22 protein-coding genes and 1 other RNA gene are annotated in these 17,955 nt (G+C 68.8%); 5 read left to right on the forward strand and 18 right to left on the reverse strand.

Annotated features, from left to right (window positions below):
• Positions 1-114: 114 nt before the first annotated feature.
• From ACQHIV_RS21540 to ACQHIV_RS21550, 3 genes are read right to left on the reverse strand one after another with little or no spacing between them, the layout of a single operon-like run.
• On the reverse strand, positions 115-930 hold the full coding sequence (locus ACQHIV_RS21540; protein ID WP_427884775.1) for an alpha/beta fold hydrolase: 816 nt from the start codon (positions 928-930) through the stop codon (positions 115-117).
• Positions 931-982: 52 nt separating this feature from the next.
• Positions 983-1,621, reverse strand: a complete 639-nt coding sequence (locus tag ACQHIV_RS21545) for a VOC family protein (protein ID WP_427884776.1) — start codon at positions 1,619-1,621, stop codon at positions 983-985.
• Positions 1,622-1,643: 22 nt separating this feature from the next.
• Complete coding sequence (locus tag ACQHIV_RS21550; protein WP_427884777.1) at positions 1,644-1,988, reverse strand: helix-turn-helix domain-containing protein; 345 nt, start codon at positions 1,986-1,988, stop codon at positions 1,644-1,646.
• Between the two features lie 156 nt (positions 1,989-2,144).
• Between ACQHIV_RS21550 and ACQHIV_RS21555 the strand changes: the two genes are divergently transcribed.
• Positions 2,145-2,723: a Uma2 family endonuclease gene (locus ACQHIV_RS21555; RefSeq protein WP_427884778.1), complete on the forward strand. Its 579-nt coding sequence runs from the start codon at positions 2,145-2,147 to the stop codon at positions 2,721-2,723.
• 47 nt (positions 2,724-2,770) lie between these two features.
• On the opposite strand, the gene ssrA is transcribed toward ACQHIV_RS21555, so the two are convergent.
• From ssrA to ACQHIV_RS21595, 8 genes are all read right to left on the reverse strand, one after another.
• Positions 2,771-3,148, reverse strand: a transfer-messenger RNA (tmRNA) gene (gene ssrA, locus ACQHIV_RS21560).
• A gap of 84 nt (positions 3,149-3,232) precedes the next feature.
• Positions 3,233-3,901: a DUF1275 family protein gene (locus ACQHIV_RS21565; protein ID WP_427884779.1), complete on the reverse strand. Its 669-nt coding sequence runs from the start codon at positions 3,899-3,901 to the stop codon at positions 3,233-3,235.
• Between the two features lie 16 nt (positions 3,902-3,917).
• On the reverse strand, positions 3,918-4,478 hold the full coding sequence (locus ACQHIV_RS21570; protein ID WP_380191568.1) for a DUF1707 and DUF4870 domain-containing protein: 561 nt from the start codon (positions 4,476-4,478) through the stop codon (positions 3,918-3,920).
• Positions 4,479-4,552: 74 nt separating this feature from the next.
• A complete protein-coding gene (gene smpB / locus ACQHIV_RS21575) occupies positions 4,553-5,026 on the reverse strand; it encodes an SsrA-binding protein SmpB (RefSeq protein ID WP_344198611.1) in 474 nt (157 codons plus the stop codon).
• Between the two features lie 21 nt (positions 5,027-5,047).
• Complete coding sequence (locus ACQHIV_RS21580) at positions 5,048-6,367, reverse strand: peptidoglycan DD-metalloendopeptidase family protein (RefSeq protein ID WP_427884780.1); 1,320 nt, start codon at positions 6,365-6,367, stop codon at positions 5,048-5,050.
• Between the two features lie 210 nt (positions 6,368-6,577).
• The gene (gene ftsX, locus ACQHIV_RS21585; protein WP_427884781.1) at positions 6,578-7,489 is read right to left on the reverse strand and encodes a permease-like cell division protein FtsX; all 912 of its coding nucleotides are present in this window, start codon (positions 7,487-7,489) and stop codon (positions 6,578-6,580) included.
• Between the two features lie 19 nt (positions 7,490-7,508).
• Entirely contained in the window at positions 7,509-8,198 is a 690-nt protein-coding gene (gene ftsE / locus ACQHIV_RS21590; protein ID WP_077013482.1) for a cell division ATP-binding protein FtsE, read from the reverse strand.
• Between the two features lie 173 nt (positions 8,199-8,371).
• Entirely contained in the window at positions 8,372-9,421 is a 1,050-nt protein-coding gene (locus ACQHIV_RS21595) for a carbohydrate kinase family protein (protein ID WP_427884782.1), read from the reverse strand.
• Between the two features lie 116 nt (positions 9,422-9,537).
• Between ACQHIV_RS21595 and ACQHIV_RS21600 the strand changes: the two genes are divergently transcribed.
• Entirely contained in the window at positions 9,538-9,918 is a 381-nt protein-coding gene (locus ACQHIV_RS21600; protein ID WP_325037698.1) for a hypothetical protein, read from the forward strand.
• Positions 9,911-10,078, forward strand: a complete 168-nt coding sequence (locus ACQHIV_RS21605; RefSeq protein ID WP_427884783.1) for a hypothetical protein — start codon at positions 9,911-9,913, stop codon at positions 10,076-10,078. Before ACQHIV_RS21600 ends, ACQHIV_RS21605 begins: the two co-directional genes overlap by 8 nt.
• Here the strand turns inward: ACQHIV_RS21605 and ACQHIV_RS21610 are convergent.
• The gene (locus ACQHIV_RS21610; RefSeq protein ID WP_427884784.1) at positions 10,059-11,219 is read right to left on the reverse strand and encodes an MFS transporter; all 1,161 of its coding nucleotides are present in this window, start codon (positions 11,217-11,219) and stop codon (positions 10,059-10,061) included. The genes ACQHIV_RS21605 and ACQHIV_RS21610 overlap by 20 nt on opposite strands.
• A 179-nt stretch (positions 11,220-11,398) precedes the next feature.
• Here ACQHIV_RS21610 and ACQHIV_RS21615 point away from each other — a divergent pair, with 179 nt between their 5' ends.
• Positions 11,399-12,664, forward strand: coding sequence for an ABC transporter substrate-binding protein (locus tag ACQHIV_RS21615; protein WP_427884785.1), 1,266 nt, complete (start codon positions 11,399-11,401; stop codon positions 12,662-12,664).
• Positions 12,661-13,071, forward strand: coding sequence for a cytidine deaminase family protein (locus ACQHIV_RS21620; RefSeq protein WP_427884786.1), 411 nt, complete (start codon positions 12,661-12,663; stop codon positions 13,069-13,071). Before ACQHIV_RS21615 ends, ACQHIV_RS21620 begins: the two co-directional genes overlap by 4 nt.
• Here ACQHIV_RS21620 and ACQHIV_RS21625 read toward each other — a convergent pair.
• The 6 genes from ACQHIV_RS21625 to ACQHIV_RS21650 all read right to left on the reverse strand — a co-directional run bounded on the left by ACQHIV_RS21625 (position 13,068) and on the right by ACQHIV_RS21650 (position 17,924).
• Positions 13,068-14,060: a TIGR03842 family LLM class F420-dependent oxidoreductase gene (locus ACQHIV_RS21625; protein ID WP_427884787.1), complete on the reverse strand. Its 993-nt coding sequence runs from the start codon at positions 14,058-14,060 to the stop codon at positions 13,068-13,070. The genes ACQHIV_RS21620 and ACQHIV_RS21625 overlap by 4 nt on opposite strands.
• Before the next feature lie 9 nt (positions 14,061-14,069).
• Positions 14,070-15,476 (reverse strand): dihydropyrimidinase, encoded by a 1,407-nt coding sequence (hydA, locus tag ACQHIV_RS21630; RefSeq protein ID WP_427884788.1) that lies wholly within the window; start codon positions 15,474-15,476, stop codon positions 14,070-14,072.
• A gap of 22 nt (positions 15,477-15,498) precedes the next feature.
• The gene (locus tag ACQHIV_RS21635) at positions 15,499-16,371 is read right to left on the reverse strand and encodes a nitrilase-related carbon-nitrogen hydrolase (RefSeq protein WP_427884789.1); all 873 of its coding nucleotides are present in this window, start codon (positions 16,369-16,371) and stop codon (positions 15,499-15,501) included.
• Positions 16,372-16,395: 24 nt separating this feature from the next.
• On the reverse strand, positions 16,396-16,716 hold the full coding sequence (locus ACQHIV_RS21640; RefSeq protein ID WP_427884790.1) for an immunity protein TriTu family protein: 321 nt from the start codon (positions 16,714-16,716) through the stop codon (positions 16,396-16,398).
• Positions 16,717-17,040: 324 nt separating this feature from the next.
• Positions 17,041-17,718 (reverse strand): PhzF family phenazine biosynthesis protein, encoded by a 678-nt coding sequence (locus ACQHIV_RS21645; protein ID WP_427884791.1) that lies wholly within the window; start codon positions 17,716-17,718, stop codon positions 17,041-17,043.
• An 11-nt stretch (positions 17,719-17,729) separates the two neighbouring features.
• Positions 17,730-17,924 carry a hypothetical protein gene (locus ACQHIV_RS21650; protein WP_380191590.1) on the reverse strand — a complete coding sequence of 65 codons (195 nt, stop codon included), beginning with the start codon at positions 17,922-17,924 and terminating at the stop codon, positions 17,730-17,732.
• Between the last annotated feature and the right edge of the window lie 31 nt (positions 17,925-17,955).

Below are 17,955 nucleotides of genomic sequence, written 5' to 3' on the forward strand. Positions count from 1 at the left end.
GTTGCGCCGGACGCACCCCACAAGATCCGGACGCCGTACCGGTCCGGTCCACGACACCCCCTCGTCGCGGCCGGTCCCCGGGCGGCCGGTCCGACGTACGCAGCCCGCGACCCGCTACGCCGTGTGGCTGAGCAGCGCCGGTACGACGGTCGGCCAGGTGGCGCGTGGGAGACCTTGGCCGATGCCGGCGAGGGTGAGGAGCCTGGCGTTCGGGATCTCGGCGGCCAGGACCTCGCCGTTCTGGTGCGGGAAGAACGGGTCCTCGTCGCCGTGGATCACCAGGGTCTTGGCCGTGATGCCAGGCAGCCGTTCGCGCCAGCGCGGTCCGCAGTCGATGGCGGCGAACGTCGTGCCGAGATGGCTCGCGCGCTGTGCCGCCGCGGATTTGCCGGACCGGTCGAACACGCGGCCCGCCCACGTCCTCACGTCCTGCTCGTCGAAACCTTCCGAACCGGCGAGCAGCCGCGCCGAGCCGGTCATGTAGTCCACCACGCTGTCCCGGTCGGTCCAGTCCGGCGCGGCCCGACCGAACAGCTGCCCCATCACCGTCGCATCGTGGTCCTCCAGGTCGGCGTTGATCGGCCCGGGCGCGACGGCGCGGGTGGAGACCAGCGTCAGCGAGGCCACCTCATGATCGAGGGCGAGCAACTGCGCGACGAACCCTCCGACGCCCAGTCCGACGACGTGCGCCGGGCCGTCGAGCAGCCCCGCCGCGTCGGCGACCAGGTCCCGCAGGTCGTACGTCGGCGCGTCCGGGTCGACGTACGTCGAACGGCCCGTGTCGCGCAGGTCGTACCGCACGACGTACCGCCCGGTGAGCCGGGCACAAAACTCGTCGGGCCAGCTCAGCCCGATCAGCAGCACCGGCGGATCCGACGGCTCCCCGAACGTGTCCACCCACAACGCGACCCCGTTGACCTCATGCAGCATGTCCGAATCCTTTCGTCGATCCACCGACGAACGGGTCAGGCCGAAACAGACGTCAACGCAGGAGATAAGTCCCCGCGGGCCCGGCAACGGTGGCTTCCAGCCCCGACGGTCCTGTTGTAACGATCAAGCTGATCCCCAGCGCGTCCATCACGGTCGCGACGTCGGCCGGCTTCGGATGGGTCGCCTGGAAGCTCAGCAGCTCCACGGTCGGCGCCCCGGTCGTCGCCGGATGCCGGGTCGTCCCCCAGTCGATCAGGAACGGCACGATCCCGTCGTACGGCGGTGGATCGACCGCCGCGACCTGCCAGCTCAACGCCGTACCCGCCGGAGTGACCCGCCCGACGGTCCGCACCGCCCCGAAGTCCACCCCCGCCGGCCGTGCCGCCCACACCGCCTCCTCGATCGCCGCCGGCCGCACACACCACGTCACCAGCCGCGGCCGGACCAGCCGATCCACCCCGAACGGCGCCGACCCCAACGGCCGCGGATTCTCGACGTCCGGCCCCACGATCTCCAGGTACGACGCCGGCCCCAGCGCGACCAGCTGGTTCCGCGTGCCCAGCTCCACATGCCGCCCACCGTCCACCGGCCGGATCCCGGTCGCCGCCGCGAACTCCTCGACCGTCTCCCGCAGATCCGGAGTCCCGAACACCAGATGATCCAACCTCGGCTCCACCGCGGGATTCAGCACCCTTCGACCCTACCAACGGACGTCACCCGCGTGGTCCGGTCCGGTAGCCGGTCGGCGACACCCCGTACCGGCCGCGGAACCGCCGGGACAGGTGGAACTCGTCGGCGAACCCGATCCGCCGGGCGATCTCCCGGCAGGTCAGATTGGTGGCCCGTAGCAACGTCGCCGCGACCTCGAGCCGCCGATCGTTGCGGTAGGCAAGCGGTGACCTGCCGAACCGCTCCCGGAACACCCGCCGGAACCGGTCGTAGTCGAGCTCGAGCTCCGCCGCCACGGCACGCATCTCCAGCCGGCGCGCCAGGTCGTCACCGAGCAGCCGCGCCGCCCGGTCCCAGCGCGCCGTCTCGTCGTCGACAGGTGACGCCAACGCGGCCGACAGCCAAGCAGCCAGCGCAGATCTGCTGCTCGGCCCCCGCGGGCGGCGGCGGGTTGCGGAGCAACAGCGCGAGCTCGCCCGGAGTTCGGATACGCAGCCGATCCGCGGACGCATGGAACAATGGTCGCTGGAGATGAGGAGGAGACCATGACAGCAGTTCCGCTGCCGCCCGCCCATCTGCTCACCGTTGCCGAGTATGCGTCGCTCGGCGAGGACGACATCGGCCGGTCTGAGCTCATGGAGGGCAATCTTGTGATGTCGCCGGGCCCCAGCCCGGACCACAACATGGCCGCGCTGCGGATCGCACTGCAGCTGATGCCGCAACTGCCGCAGGATCTAGAGGTCATCACCGATGTGGACGTCGATCTCGAACTCGTCCCGGCCGATCAGCCAGGATTCTCCCGGCGGCCCGATGTCATCGTCGTACGGCGCTCCGCGCGCCCACGGGTCCGCGCCGAAGGCGGGCTGATCCGGGCGTCGGAGATCCTCGTCGTGATGGAGATCGTCTCCCCCGGCTCGCGCCGTACGGACAATGTGGTCAAGCGAGCCGAGTACGCCGACGCCGGCATCCCCCACTACTGGATCGTCGACCTCCAGGACCCCGTCTCCCTGCTCGCCTGCCATCTCACCGACAAGTTCGGCTACCTCGACGCCGAAGTCAGCGGCGGCACCTTCGCGGCCAGTGACCCGTTCTCCGTCAGGCTCGACCTCGAAGACCTTCGCTAGACAGCAGAACGCGCAGGTCAGCCGGAGCTGACCTGCGCGTTCTCAAGGGGTGGAGGTGGCGGGAATCGAACCCGCGTCCTTCGGCGTTGCTCCAAGACTTCTCCGGGCGCAGTCTGAATGGCGCTTTTCTCGGCCCCAGCGTTTGTACAGACATCTCGCTGACAGGCTCAGTCACTGTAAATGTCCCGTGTTAGCCCCGTGACCGGGCTAACAAAGCAAGCTCTCTAAATGAGGCCAGTGACCGGGGCGAGAGCATCCCCGGGCTGACCACCTCTTTAGGTGCTCAGGCCGTCAGGCGGCGAGAGCGAGGTCAGTGCGCTTAACGTTGGCACTTATTGGTTTCCAGAGATCGTTAACGAGATAACCCTGGATCCTCGGCCCGCTTCGCTTCGAACATACGTCCAAAGTCGAAACCGTTCACCCCCTGTTGAGTTGTCAAACTCCCACCCGTACCGCGGTGGAAGGACCACACTACCAAGTCCAACCAGCCGCCCGCACCTGACATTCCCTCAGTCGGCGGGTGCCAGGAGGAAGATCGTTGCCGCGCTCGCGACCACCACGCCGGCGAGCACGATCACCCAGGCCATGGTCACCTGGAGTAACAACGCTCCGGCGGCGGCGCCGGCGAGCATTGCGAAGATCGAGCCGAGGCGGCGGTACGGCGGGGCCGCGCGGCCGTTGCCGAGGACGCTGTCCGCGGCGAGGCCCGTGAGGGTCAGTGTGAGGACGGTCGTGGTCATGTCCTTCGGGGCCACGTGCCGTACGGTCGCGTTCTGCAGGCCGAAGCAGCCCGCCAGCGCGAGGATCAGCAGGTACGACGTCCCGCCGGAATCCCGCAGTACGCCGACCCCGACCAGCAGCCCGCACAACAGCAGTACCCCGGCCTGCGCGCCGAACGCGATCCCGAGCCAGCGCCGGGGCCGTGCCTCCAGGAACCGCGCCGCCCGGCCGCCGAGCAGCGAGCCGAGGACGAACCCCAGTACGGCGACCACCGGCGGCCCGAGCCGGAAGCCCGACCCGGGCGCCACCGCGAAGCCGAGGAACACCACGTTCCCGGTCATGTTCGCGACGAAGGTATGTCCGAGCTTCAGGTAGCTGACGGCGTCGATCAGCCCGGTCGCCGCGGTCAGGCCGAGGAACGCGCCGACCTCCCACCGCACCCCGACCGGAACGCCCATTCCAGCAGGGTAGGGCCTACTTGATCAGCCGCAGCGTGAACGGGTACCGGAACTTGCCGCCGGCCGCGGTCGCGAGGCCGCCGATGCCGGTGAGCAGGAACCAGAGGATCCCGAGGATCGGGAACAGGAACCCGAGGAACCCGTGCGTGAACCCGGTCATCACCCCGAGCAGCGCGAACGCCCCGGCCGCGGTCAGCTGGAAGTTCAGCGCCTCGACGGCGTGCCGGCGTACGGCGGGGTTCTTCTGGCCGGCCGTCGCGACGACGAGCGCCGGGCCGACGAAGAACGTCGGGTACCCGAGCCAGTGCGCGATCGTGCCCATCCCGCGGCCGTCGCCCTGGTACGTCTGCAGCGGCGCGGGCCGGGTGAAGGCGGCCGGGGCGAACGTCGGCACCGGGCGGGACACGAGGCCGTCGAACGTGCTGTTCAGCTCGGCCCGGGTCCGCGCCTTCAGGGCCTTGTCCAGCCGGAGATCGAACTCCATGTGGTCGAGGCGGCCGTCGGCGTACATCTCTTTGAGGATCTCGACGGCCCGATCCCGCTGCGCCGACGTCACCAGCAACTCTGAAGTGGACATGCCTCCACTGTGCGCGCCCGGACACCCCCACCCCATCGGGTTCAGCCCGGACCAACCCCTGACCGGACCCCAGGTCAGCCGCGGCGGCGGTCCGAGAGAGCGCGCTGGGCCTCTCGGTTGGCCTGGCGTTCGGCGAGGGCGTGGCGCTTGTCGTAGTCCTTCTTGCCGCGCCCGGTGGCCAGCTCGACCTTGGCGTAGCCGTCCTTGAAGTAGAGCGACAGCGGGATCAGCGACACCCCTTGCTGCTCGACGGCGCGGATCAGTTTCTGGACCTCGTCCTTGTGCAGCAGCAGCTTGCGCGTACGGCGGGGTTCGTGGTTCGTCCAGGTGCCGTGTTTGTACTCCGGGATGTGCATCCCCTGCAGCCACAGCTCGTTCCCGCGGACGGCGGCGAACGCGTCGACGAGGGAGGCCCGGCCCTGCCGGAGGGACTTGACCTCGGTCCCGGTCAGCACCAGCCCGGCCTCCACCACGTCATCGATGTGGTAGTCGTGTCGCGCCTTGCGGTTCTGCGCGATCGGCTTCTCCCGGCCGGACTGTTTCACCATCCGGCCAGTATCCCAGATACCTCAGAGCCACCCCATCGGATTAACCACGGTGCCGTCCTTGTAGACCATGAAGTGCAGGTGGCACCCGGTGGAGTACCCGGTGGTCCCGGACCAGGCGATGATCTCGCCACGCTTGACCCGTTCGCCGACGTGCGCCTTGTACTTCGACAGGTGGTTGTAGACCGTCGTGATCGAGTGCCCGCCGATCACCCCGTGGGAGATGAACAGCCGGTTCCCGTACCCGCCGTTGAAGTACTTGTCGGTCACCACCCCGTCGGCCGCGGCGCGGACCGGCGTACCGCAGGGTGCGCGGAAGTCGGTGCCGTCGTGCAGCTTCCAGATGTGCAGCACCGGGTGGAACCGCATGCCGTACGGCGACGTGATGTAGCTGCTGACCGGATACCCGAGACGCCCGTCGCCGGTCGGCACCGGGTCCGGCACGTTCCGCGGCTTCCGGTGCTCCTTGCGCGCCTTGGCCCGCTCGGCCGCCTCGGCGGCCGCCTTCCGGCGGGCGGCGGCGGCCTTCTCGGCCTTCGCCTGCGCGATCAGCATCTGCTGGACGCGGTTCCGCTCCTTCAGCAGCGAGTTGTACTGCGCGAGCTCGGAGTTCTTCTCCTTCTCCGCGGCCTTGAACGCGGTCAGCTTGACCGCCGCGACCGTTGCCGCCTCCGCCCGGTCGGCCGCGACCTGCTTGGTCAGGTCCGTGACCTTCTTGACCGTCGCGGCTGCCGCAATGCGAGCGGACTCGGCGTCCTTCTCCGCGGCCGCGAGCTTGACCTGCTTGCTGGCCAGCTGCGCCTGCGCGGTGTTCAGGTCGGAGATCGCGTTGCTCTGGATGCCGAACACGTTCCGCTGGACCTGCATGCCGGTCGCGATGTCGGCCGGCGCCGCGCCGCGGAGCACGATCGACAGCCCGACCAGGCCGTTCTGCTGCTGGTACGCCGACCGTACGGCGCGCCCGGCGATCGACCGCTTCTCCGCGATCTGCCGCTGACCGGCCGCCACGTCGGAGGTCGCCGTACTGAGTGCCGCCTCGGCCGCGGCGAGCTTGCCCGCGGCGACCGCGTCGGCGGCCTTCGCGGCGGCGAGCTGCCCCTGCGCGACGGCGTACCGGGCCTGCACGGCCTGGTACTTCATGACGGCTTGGTTGTACGCGGCAACGGACTTGCCGAGCTGGTCGGAGGCGTCGTCGAGATCAGCCTTGGACTGGTTGATCTGCGAGTCGAGTTGTTTCTTCTTGGCGGCTGGATCCGGCGGTCGCGCCTCCGCGGACGGAGCGTACGGGACCGCGGCCAGGACGCCGGCGGACAGGGACAGGACAAGGCAGCAAGCGGTAACCACAGTCTGCCGCCCCCGCGGTCTGGTACGTGATCGCGGGTACGGCGGGGCGGGGGTACCGGTGCTGTCGTCTCGCTTGATGCTCCCCCGCGCTGGCGGGTTCGCACCGGGGAAGTGCGGGACCACAGGTCGACCCCTTGCTCTGGATGAAGTTTTCGTGCGGTACAGGAGTTACTCGTGTGACTCCTGATACTGCACGATAGGTCACCGGGGTCAGACTTTGAGGTATTTCCGCGTTGTCAGGAATGTCGGGATGACCGCCAGCACCAGGCCGACCAGCACCATGATCAGCGTGACCTGGAAGGTCTCGGACGCGCCGACCCACTGCCAGACCCGGAACGTCGACTGCGCCTGGCGCATGACCATGAAGTACACGATCATCCACAGCGTGCCGCAGGCCAGCGCGGCGCCGATGATCGCGGCCAGCACCGCCTCGAGCAGGAACGGCAGCTGGATGTAGAAGTTGGACGCACCCACGAGCCGCATGATCCCGATCTCGCGTCTGCGCGCGTACGCCGCCAGCCGGATCGTGTTCGCGATCTGCATCAGCGCGGCGACCAGCAGTAGCGCCGCACCGGCGTACGAGCCGACCTGGAGCCAGTTCAGTGCCTTGAACAGGGGGTCGAGGTACTGCCTGAGGTCCTGGACCGTGTCCACGCCCGGGAGGCCGGAGACCGCGCTCACCAGGTTCTGGTAGCTCTGCGGGTTCTTCAGCCGGATCCGGAACGACTCCTGCATCTGGTCCTGGGTGACCGTGCTGACGATCGGCGAGTCCTTGTACAGCTTCTTGAACGACTCGAACGCCTGCGCCTTCGACTCGGTGAACACGCCGTCCGGCGCGGTGTCCGGGTTCTGCTCGATGACCTGCTGGATCCGGTTCTTCTGCTCCTGGGTCACCTCGGCGCCGGAGCAGCCGCGGCCGCCGGAGTCCTTGGTGCAGAGGAACACCGAGATCTGGATCTTGTCGTACCAGTTCCCCTTCATCAGGTTCACCTGCTCGTGGGCGAGCAGCGCGCTGCCGAACAGCGACAGCGAGACCCAGATGGTGACGACGACCGCGATCGTCATCGACATGTTCCGCCGCAGGCCGATACCCAGGTCGGAGAGGATGTAGTTCAAGCGCATCAGTCAGTCAGTCCCCTGGTCAGTGCTGGTAGCCGTAGACGCCGCGCGACTCGTCGCGGACGACATGGCCGTTCTCCAGCTCGATCACGCGCTTGCGCATCTGGTCCACGATCGACACGTCGTGGGTGGCCATCACGACCGTCGTACCGGTCCGGTTGATCCGGTCCAGCAGCTTCATGATGCCCACCGACGTACCGGGGTCGAGGTTTCCGGTCGGCTCGTCGGCGATCAGGATCATCGGCCGGTTCACGAACGCGCGGGCGATCGCCACCCGCTGCTGCTCACCGCCGGACAGCTCGTCCGGGAGCCGGTCCTCCTTGCCGTCCAGACCGACCAGCTCGAGCACCTCGGGGACCGTCTTGCGGATGTGCGACCGCGGCTTGCCGATCACCTGCAGCGCGAACGCGACGTTCTCCGCGACGGTCTTGTTCGGCAGCAGCCGGAAGTCCTGGAACACGGTTCCGATCTGCCGGCGCATCTGCGGGATCCGCCAGCTGGCGAGCCGGTTCAGGTCCTTGCCGGCCACCATGATGTGGCCCTTGGAGGTCCGGTGCTCACGGAGCACGAGGCGCAGGAACGTCGACTTGCCGGACCCGGAGGTGCCGACCAGGAAGACGAACTCGCCTTTCTCGATCTCGACGTTGACGTTCAGCAGAGCGGCCTTGGACTGGCCCTCGTACGTCTTGGAAACATTCTCGAAGCGGATCACGGGTTCATCCGGCCGTGGTCGGGAACAGGGAGCGACGCGACGGTAACCACGAAGTGCACCGTACGCCACCGGAGCGGCCGGCGATCAGTCTAGGCGTTCCACGGCGTGCCGCCGACCAGACCTGCCGCTGCGCGCACCCCCGTCCGATACCCGGTGTGTTTGAAACGGACGTTCTACGCGTCCGACTGGCGGGCGATCGTCGCGGACGCCCGGCGGACGATCGGCACCGGGCCGGCCGGCAGTACGTCGCCGATGAACGCGTAGTGCCGCAGTACGTCGGGATCGACGTCGCCCGGGCGGTGCCGGCTGTGGTCGCGGACCCAGTCGATGATGTCGCCCCAGCCCGGCGCGGCCAGCGATCCGCCGAAGTGCTGCACGGACAGCCCGGCGCACAGGTTGCCGAACGCCAGCCGGTGCGCGAGCGGCCAGCCGCGGAGCGTGCCGAGCACGAGTGAGGCGAGGAACACGTCGCCGGCGCCGGTCGGGTCGTAGGAGTGCACCGGCAGCGCCGGGACCTGCTCCTCCTCGCCGGTGGCCGAGTCGATCGCCAGTACGCCGTCCGAGCCGTTCGTCACGACCGCCAGCGGGACCCGCTCGGCGAGCTTGTGCAGCGCGGCCTTCGGGGTGTCGGTCCGGGTGTACGCCATCGCCTCGTCGGCGTTCGGCGTGAAGGCGTGGAAACCGTCCAGTACGTCGAGCACCGCCGGTGACCACTCGTCCGTCGGGTCCCAGCCGACGTCCCCGAACAGCAGCGCGCCGGACTCCCGGGCCTCGACGGTCCAGCCGGGCAGTTCCTCCGCGACCGGGACGATCGCGGAACGGGTCTTCAGCCCCGGGCCGACCAGCTTGCTCGGGTCGCCGGGCGCCTCGTGCGCGTGCGTGACCATCGCGCGGTCCCGGTTGATCGACATCGACACCGTCACCGGCGAGTGCCAGTGCCCGATCCGGCGCGAGTGCGACAGGTCGACGCCCTCCTGGTCGGCGAGCGTGCGCCAGCAGAAGTCGGCGTACACGTCGTCACCGAAGACCGCGGCCAGGCCGCTGCGCAGGCCGAGCCGGGCGGCCGCGATCGCGAAGTTCGCGACGCCGCCGGGGCAGGAGCCCATGCCTTCGGCGAAGATCTCGGTACCGGTGGTCGGGGCGGACGCCAGGCCGGTCATGACGATGTCGTAGAACACGGTGCCCTGTACGAAGACGTCGTACCCGTCCTGCTCGTCCGTCACGGTGACACTGCTCCTTGTCATCCTGGTCCGTCGATACTGGAATGCTCCTTCGTAGCATCATCGACCGTTCAAGACCATGGAATTCGGAGGACGCTGGTGACTGCTGGGGTGTGTCTGTGATTCCCACCTGGATCTCGGTCGTCGGGGTCGTGATGACCGTGCTGTCGCCGCTGCTCGCGCTCGGCGGCGTGGTGCTCGGCGCGTACCTGACCCGGAAGTCCGACCGCGAGCTCGACACCTGGCGGCACCGCGAGGAGACGATGCGGATGGTGCGCTGGGCGGTCGAGCAGATCCTCGAGGGCGAGGACGCCGGGACGGACGCCGGCGTGGTCACGCTCCGCTCACTGATGCGGTCGGAGCTGTTACAGCCGGAGGACTACGACCTGGTCGCCGCGCTGACCGCGGCCGTCGCGATCGACCGGGTCGGTGCGGACGCGTACGCTGATATTGCGGAAGCTGACATCGAGGTCGTCGAGGGAGACAGTGACCATGGCTGACAAGCGGACCGTGAAGGTCTCCCGCCAGGTGATCGAGTTGGCCCGCCTGCACGTCGAAGCGGCCCGCCGCGCCGGCCGCAAACCCGACGAGGCGGTCGCCCGAATCGCCAACGCCCACCCCGACAACGGCAACGAATCCCCTACCCCCGCGCCTGCCTGAGCGCTACCAAGGCCAGGAGCACCCCTCCGGCGAGGAAGCCCCAGGTTGGGGTGGTGTGTTGGACCAGGACGCCGGCGGTGGCTGAGCCGGCTGCGGAGCCCAGGTTGTTGGCTGTGTTGATCCAGGTGCTGGCTTCGGTGTGCTGGTGCGGTGGGGTGACCGTGTCCGCCGCCAGGTAGGCGACTACGAAGAGTGGTGCTACAGCGGCGCCTGCTACGCCCAGTACTGCTGCGAGTGGGATCAGGCCTGGCGCCACGGAGGCTGTGAGTAGACCAGCGGCCAGTACGGCGATGAGAGCGGCCAGGTGGGTCGACGGGGAGCGCGTGTGGGAGCGCCGGGCCCAGAGGATGCCTCCTACGACGCTGCCGGCTGCTATGGCTGCTTCGACGTACCCAGCGGCGCCAGGGTGGCCGGCCTGCTGCGCTACGGCGGCTACGCAGAGGTAGGCCGTGCTGATGCCGGCTGCGGTGAGCAGGATGACCAGCAGGATCCGGCGGAGCCCCGGAAGGGCCAGCGGGCCTAGTAGGTGCCTGCCAGGCGCGGGTGGCGCGGTGTAGGTGGTGACCGGGCTTGTGACCATCGCCAGGGTGCCCACGAGCATGAGAGCCGCCGAGCAGGCCAGGGCGACCGGTGCGGCGAACACCCCGATCAGGGTGCCGGCGATCAGCGGTCCGCCGAGGAACAGGCACTCCTCCGCGACCGCGTCCAGCGCGTACGCGCGTTCCTTGAGCGGCAGGCCGTCCGTCAGGAGGCGCCAGTTCGACCGCATGGACGGCCCCAGCGGCGGCGCCAGCAGCCCGGTCACACCGACCAGAACGAGCAGTACGGCGACGTGCGGCGTACCGGAGATCAGGAACAACCCGGCTGACGAGCCGGCGGCCAGGAACGGGAGGACCCGGCGCTGGCTGTAGCGGTCGACCAGGCGGGCCTTGTACGGCATCGACAACGAACTGATGCCGAAGACGGCCACCGCGGCGCCGGCCGTGGCGAACGAGCCGGTGGAGTGGCGGACGGTCATGAGCAGGGACAACGGGAGCAGGCCGTACGACAGCCGGCCGAGCAGCGCGGGCACGAACGTGCGCAGCGCCGACGGCAACAGCAGGACGTCACGGTAGCTCCCGGCACGAAGAGTGCCGGACACGAGAACGCTCCTAGGGATTCACGACGGAACGGGGGCTCAGGACGGGAGCCGCTCTCTAGTCACGAAGTGAATGCATGCCGCACAGCATACGCGAGAAATACCCCCGGAATCAGCCGTTCCGGTCGTAAGGTCGGTGTTCTGTGCGCGGGCTGTGGGACCGCGCTGAACGGAGGCGGGACATGAGCGGGATGACGCGGCGGCGGTTGCTGGGGATCGGCGCCGGGCTGTCGGCGATGGCGGTGGCGGGCTGCGGTTCGAACAGCGGACGGCCCTCCACCAGCGGCGGGTCGAAGCCGGCCCTGCAGCAGTGGTACCACCAGTACGGCGAAGCGGGCACGCAGCAGGCGGTGGAGAAGTACGCGAAGGCGTACCCGGACGCGACCGTGACGGTCCAGTGGTCGCCGGGCGACTACGACAAGAAGGCCTCGACCGCGCTCCTGACCGATCAGGGACCGGACGTCTTCGAGTACGGGAACGGCCCGACGATCGACATGATCAAGGGCAAGCAGGTCGCCGAACTCACCGACCTGCTCGGCGACGCGAAGTCCGACTTCAACCCGGCCCTGATCGAGCGCATGACGTACCAGGGCAAGCTGTACGGCATCCCGCAGGTCATCGACATGCAGCTGCTCGTGTACCGCAAGAGCATGCTCAGCGCGGCCGGCGTCCAGCCGCCGCAGACCGTCGACGAACTGCTGGCCGCGGCGAAGAAGCTCACCACCGCCAAGGTCAAGGGCCTGTTCGTCGGGAACGACGGCGGTGTCGGCGTGCTCGGCGGACCCGCGTTGTGGTCGGCCGGCCTCGACTACCTGACCGCGGACAACCAGTTCGGCTTCGACGACCCGGCCGCGTTCGAGTCGCTGCGCAAGCTGCGGGAGTTCTGGACCGCCAAGGTGCTGTTGCTGGGGGCACCGACCGACTGGTCCGACCCGGCCGCGTTCACGCAGGGCCTGACCGCGATGCAGTTCACCGGCCTGTGGACGCTGCCCGCCATCGAGAAGGCGTTGCCCGGCGACTACGGCGTGCTGCCCTGGCCGAAGCTGAACGCCACCACAGGCAAGCCGAGCGTCCCGATCGGCGCGTACGGCTCCTGTGTGAACGCGAAGTCGAAGAACGTCGACGCGGCGAAGAAGTACGTGAAGTGGCTGTGGGTCGACCAGACCGACGACCAGCTCGACTTCGCGCAGTCGTACGGCTTCCACATCCCGGCCCGGAAGAGCCTGGTCGAGAAGGCGGACAAGCTGAAATCGGGCCCGGCCGCCGACGCGGCCAAGCTGGCGACCGAGAACGGGCACGCCCAGTCCCCGATCCTGTGGTCGCCGAAGGCCGGCTCGGCCTACACCGACGCGCTGAACAAGATCATCCGCAGCGGCGCCGACCCGGCCGCCGAGATCAAGACCGTGCGGACCGTGACCGAGGCCGAGCTGAAGCGGATCGCCGGATGACGCTCGCCCTCCAGCCGCTGACCGACGACGACCGCGAGCTGATCGAGCTGGCCCGCCGTACGGTCGACGCGAACACCGACGGACCCGACGGCGTCCACACGATGGGCGCCGCGGTCCGCGGTGTCGACGGCCGGATGTACGCCGGGATCAACCTGTACCACTTCACCGGCGGCCCCTGTGCCGAGCTGGTCGCGCTCGGCCGGGCCCGCGCCGACGGCGCCCGCGAACTCACCACGATCGTGGCCGTCGGCAACGAAGGCCGCGGCGTGGTCGGCCCCTGCGGCCGCGACCGCCAGGTCTTCGTCGACTACCACCCGGCGATCCGCGTCATCCTGCCCTCCCCCGACGGCCCCGGCACGGTCCTCGCCACAGACCTCCTCCCGGGCGCCTATCGCTGGACGCCTTAGACGTTCGGAATGACGTCCTTCCCGTACGACGCCAGGGTTTGTTCCTTGGCGTCGTGCTGGAGGTACAGGGCGAACTGGTCGACGCCGAGGTCCTTCAGCTCGGACAGCCGGGACAGGTGGTTCTCGACCGGGCCGAGGATGCAGAACCGGTCCACGACCTCGTCCGGGACGAACGCGGTGTGCGTGTTCCCGGGGCGGCCGTGCTCGGCGTAGTCGTACCCCTTCCGCCCCTCGATGTAGTCGGTGAGTGCCTTGGGTACGGCGCCCGACGTACCGTAGCGGGCGACGATGTCGGCGACGTGGTTCCCGACCATGCCGCCGAACCAGCGGGTCTGTTCGCGCTGATGCTCGAGGTCGTCCCCGACGTACGCCGGCGCGGCGACGCAGAACTTGATCGCCCGCGGATCGCGGCCCGCGTGCTCCGCGGCCCGGCGTACCGCCGTGATCATCCACTCCGCGATGTCCGGATCGGCCAGCTGCAGGATGTACCCGTCACCGACCTGCCCGGTCGCCTCCAGCGCCTTCGGGCCGTACGCCGCCACCCAGACGTCGAGCGCGCCGTTGTCGACCCACGCGAACTTCAGCTGCTGCCCGCGGTACTCGACCGTTTCGCCGCGGGCCAGCGCCCGGACGACCTCCACGCACTCCTTCAGCTCGGCGATCGTGCCGGGCTTGGCGCCGAGCGTACGGAGCGCCGAGTCGCCGCGGCCGATCCCGCAGATCGTCCGGTTGCCGAACATCTCGTTCAGCGTGGCGAACTGGGACGCGATCACGGTCCAGTCCCGCGTGCCCGGGTTCGTCACCATCGGCCCGACGATCACCCGTCGCGTACTCGCCAGGATCTGGCTGTAGATCACGAACGGCTCCTGCCAGAGCAGGTGCGAGTCGAACGTCCACACGTACCCGAACCCCGCGTCCTCCGCGTGCCGGGCCAGCTGCACGACCGTGGACGCGGGCGGATCACACTGGAACACCACACCGAAGTCCACGCTCTCCCCCTACATCAGATAGGACGACAGGCCGCGCTTGAGGAACTTCCCACGTCCCTTCCGGCCCTGGTAGTTGCCGTCGGCCACGATCACCTCGCCGCGCGAGATCACCGTACCCACCCGGCCCTGGATCTCGACCCCTTCGTACGCCGAGTAGTCCATGTTCATGTGGTGCGTCGCGACCCCGATCCGCGTCGTACCGTTCGGGTCGTAGACCACCAGGTCCGCGTCGGAGCCGGGCTGGACGACACCCTTCTGCGGGTACAGCCCGAACATCCGGGCGGGCGTGGTCGCGATTGTCTCCACCCAGCGCTCCAGCGACAGCTTGCCGTCCACGACGCCCTGGAAGACCAGGTCCACGCGGTGCTCGACGCCACCGATCCCGTTCGGGATCTTGGAGAAGTCGCCGAGGCCGAGCTCCTTCTGGTCCTTCATGCAGAACGGGCAGTGGTCGGTGGACACCACCGCGAGCTCGTTGTTCCGCAGGCCCTTCCACAGGTCCCGCTGATGCGACTCGTGCTTGCTGCGCAGCGGTGTCGAACAGACCCACTTCGCGCCCTCGAACCCGGGCGCGCCGAGCTGGTCCTCGAGGGTCAGGTACAGGTACTGCGGGCAGGTCTCCGCGAACACGTTGCGGCCCTCGTGCCGCGCGGCCGCGACCTTCTCCAGCGCCTCGCTCGCGGACAGGTGCACGATGTACAGCGGGCAGTCCCGGGCGACCTCGGCGAGCGCGATCGCCCGGTTCGTCGCCTCCGCCTCGAGTGCCGCCGGACGGGTGATGCCGTGGTGGATCGGGTCGGTCTCGCCGCGCTCGATCGCCTGCTGGACCAGGACGTCGATCGCGATCCCGTTCTCCGCGTGCATCATGATCATCGCGCCGTTCTCCCGCGCGGTCTGCATCGCGCGCAGGATCTGCCCGTCGTCGGAGTAGAAGACGCCCGGGTAGGCCATGAACAGCTTGAAGCTCGTGATGCCCTCGTCCGCGACCAACTGGTCCATCGCCTTCAGGGCGTCCGCGTCGACGCCGCCGAGGATCATGTGGAACGCGTAGTCGATGTGACAGTTGCCGTCGGCCTTCGCGTGCCAGGCCGCGAGTCCGTCCTGCACCACCTCACCGGTTCGCTGTACGGCGAAGTCGATGATCGTCGTGGTTCCGCCGTACGCCGCCGCGCGGGTGCCGGTGTCGAACGTGTCGCTCGCCGCGGTACCGCCGAACGGCAGCTCCATGTGCGTGTGCGCGTCGATCCCGCCCGGGATCACGTACTTGCCGGTGGCATCGATCACCTGGTCGGCGGTGACCTGTGGGGTGAACGACGGGTCGAGGACCGCGACGATCTTCTCGCCGTCGACCAGCACGTCCGCCGTTCGGGTCCCGGTCGGGCCGACGACGGTGCCACCTTTGACGAGCAACGACATACCCTGTCTCCTTCTGTCCCCTCTACGGTTCGGTCAGGTCTCCGTACGCGTCGGGCCGGCGGTCGCGGTAGAACTGCCAGCGGTCCCGGACGGTGTCCAGCAGTCCGAGGTCCAGGTCGCGGACGATCAGTTCCGGATCGTGGTCGTGCCCGACCTCGCCGACGAACTTCCCCTCCGGGTCGACGAAGTACGACGTACCGTAGAAGTCGTTGTCGCCGAACTCGGATTCGATCCCGACCCGGTTGATCGCGCCGATGAAGTACTCGTTCGCGACCGCACTCGCGGGTTGTTCCAGCTTCCACAGGTACGCCGAGAGGCCGCGACTGGTCGCCGACGGGTTGAACACGATCTTCGCCCCGGCCAGCCCGAGCGCCCGCCACCCCTCCGGGAAGTGCCGGTCGTAGCAGATGTACACGCCGATCCGCCCGACCGCGGTGTCGAAGATCGGGTACCCGAGGTTTCCCGGGCGGAAGTAGAACTTCTCCCAGAACCCCTTCACCTGCGGAATATGGTTCTTCCGGTACTTCCCGAGGTAGGTGCCGTCGGCATCGATCACGGCGGCGGTGTTGTACAGCACGCCCGGCTGCTCCTGCTCGTACACCGGCAGCACCATCACCATGCCCAGCTCCCGCGCCAACTGGGCGAACCGCTCGGTTGTCGGGCCCGGGACGGACTCGGCGTACTCGTAGTACTCCGCGTCCTGTTTCTGACAGAAGTACGGCCCGTAGAACAGCTCCTGGAAACAGATCACCCGCGCGCCTTGGGACGCGGCCTGCCGCGCGTAGTCCTCGTGCGCCTTGATCATCGACTCCTTGTCACCTGTCCAAGAAGTCTGAACCAACGCCGCCCTGACAACCTCCGCCACAAGAACCTCCCCAAGTAGCCGAGCACTCATCCTCCATCCGCCGCCGCCCACCCGTCAACGGATGCCCGCCACCGCCGCCACCGCGCGACCGAACACGACCTCGAGCGCGCCCGCGTCAGCAACCTCCAACTGCACCTCAGGCAAGACCGAGCCGCTCGACACCTCCACGGCGGCAAGCACAGCCTCACCACTGGCCCACAACGTCAGCCGAGCCAGCCGATCCTTCCCCGCGAAGTCGATCCACAGTGAGGGATTGTCACGCCCATCAGGCGCCCGCTCCACACCAAGCTCCACCCCACGCGCCGCACACGAGTCCCGATGCCTCTCGACCCACTCGGTCGCAGACGCCAACAGATCATCCGCTGTCTCGCTCATCGGCGGACCGGGTCCCCCGGAAGCAGCGCCCGCCACCAGGGCGTGTCTATCCACCGGTCGTAGGGCCAGTCAGCACGGCCGTCCATCGTTACCCCGGGCTTCTCGATCGCGAGGTCCCACAGTCCCACATTCACCGGAGTTGATGGCTAGGCAGCGCGTCGTGGGTGAGGTGTGGGGGCGGGCGGGGGTGGTGGAGGTTCGGGGTGTGCCGCGGTACTGCTCGCGCCGCATCGTCGGGCTCCTGCGGACGGGTTGCCGAGTGGGGGTTCGACGGTGGGGAGCGGTATCGGGTGGACGGGACCGACTGGTGGGTGCGGTTGGGGGCTAGAGGCTGAGGGTGCGCGGGGGCTCGGGGAGGACTCGGCCGCCTACGGTTGCATGCGTTGGTGGGTGCCAGGTGGTGTGGAGGTGGGAGCCTGCGCCTTGGATGATGTGGAGGTCGCGGCTCAGGTGGGCGGTTAGTTGGGTTACTGCGGAGCCGGTGGCTTCGTCTTCTTCTACGTTCATGGCGGGGGCGAAGGCTCGGGCTCGGATGATGCCGTTCGGCTTGTCCTGCCAGGACCACAGGAACGAGTGGCCGGCGGTGTAGGAGGACGGGGTGGCTGACAGGACGTCCTCGGGGGTGGGGAGTTCCTGCCAGTCCCAGGTGCTGCCCCAGGTGGTGTCGGCTCGTACGGCGAAGAGGTCGCCGGAGCGGGTGACCGGGATGAGGCCGGCGGGGACGTGGAGGGTTTCGACCGGGTGGCCGTGGGTGTGGAGGTAGGCGGCGGCGCCGACGGTGGGGTGGCCCGCGAAGGGCATTTCCCCGGTAGCGGAGTAGATACGGAGCGTGCCGGTGGCGGCCTCGTCGACGTACACGGTCTCGCTGTAGCCGAGGGCCGCGGCGACCGCCTGGCGGTCGGGCTCGGGGACGTGCGAGCCGTCGACGATGCCCAGGGGGTTGCCGAATCGGCCGTCGGGGTCGGTGAAGACCCGGACGACCTCGACGTGCAGGTTCGTCAACCGAAGATCGGCTACAGAACGGCGATCGCGGCAACGACGGCGATCAGGATCACCGCGGCACCGACGATGGCCAGCACGCGGCCGTTGATCTTGGGTTCGGTCTTGGCCTCGGTCTGGCCCTCGTTGACGAAGGCGCGGAACATCTGGGTGCTCGCGCCCGGGTCCTGCTCGTTCTCCACGTTCTGCGGGACGTTCTGGTCAGCCATGGCCCAAGACCCTACCTGCCGCGGGTGTGCG

This window comes from Kribbella polygonati (assembly GCF_050320105.1).
In the GTDB taxonomy this organism is placed as follows: Bacteria; Actinomycetota; Actinomycetes; order Propionibacteriales; family Kribbellaceae; genus Kribbella.

Excerpts from the sequence above, each read along its gene's own strand:
- ACQHIV_RS21540 (WP_427884775.1), bottom strand. The coding sequence starts at position 930 with ATGCTGCATGAGGTCAACGGGGTCGCGTTGTGGGTGGACACGTTCGGG.
- ACQHIV_RS21555 (WP_427884778.1), top strand. The coding sequence starts at position 2,145 with ATGACAGCAGTTCCGCTGCCGCCCGCCCATCTGCTCACCGTTGCCGAG.
- ACQHIV_RS21565 (WP_427884779.1), bottom strand. The coding sequence starts at position 3,901 with ATGGGCGTTCCGGTCGGGGTGCGGTGGGAGGTCGGCGCGTTCCTCGGC.
- ACQHIV_RS21570 (WP_380191568.1), bottom strand. The coding sequence starts at position 4,478 with ATGTCCACTTCAGAGTTGCTGGTGACGTCGGCGCAGCGGGATCGGGCC.
- smpB (WP_344198611.1), bottom strand. The coding sequence starts at position 5,026 with ATGGTGAAACAGTCCGGCCGGGAGAAGCCGATCGCGCAGAACCGCAAG.
- ftsX (WP_427884781.1), bottom strand. The coding sequence starts at position 7,489 with ATGCGCTTGAACTACATCCTCTCCGACCTGGGTATCGGCCTGCGGCGG.
- ACQHIV_RS21605 (WP_427884783.1), top strand. The coding sequence starts at position 9,911 with ATGGCTGACAAGCGGACCGTGAAGGTCTCCCGCCAGGTGATCGAGTTG.
- ACQHIV_RS21615 (WP_427884785.1), top strand. The coding sequence starts at position 11,399 with ATGAGCGGGATGACGCGGCGGCGGTTGCTGGGGATCGGCGCCGGGCTG.
- ACQHIV_RS21620 (WP_427884786.1), top strand. The coding sequence starts at position 12,661 with ATGACGCTCGCCCTCCAGCCGCTGACCGACGACGACCGCGAGCTGATC.
- hydA (WP_427884788.1), bottom strand. The coding sequence starts at position 15,476 with ATGTCGTTGCTCGTCAAAGGTGGCACCGTCGTCGGCCCGACCGGGACC.
- ACQHIV_RS21635 (WP_427884789.1), bottom strand. The coding sequence starts at position 16,371 with ATGAGTGCTCGGCTACTTGGGGAGGTTCTTGTGGCGGAGGTTGTCAGG.
- ACQHIV_RS21640 (WP_427884790.1), bottom strand. The coding sequence starts at position 16,716 with ATGAGCGAGACAGCGGATGATCTGTTGGCGTCTGCGACCGAGTGGGTC.
- ACQHIV_RS21650 (WP_380191590.1), bottom strand. The coding sequence starts at position 17,924 with ATGGCTGACCAGAACGTCCCGCAGAACGTGGAGAACGAGCAGGACCCG.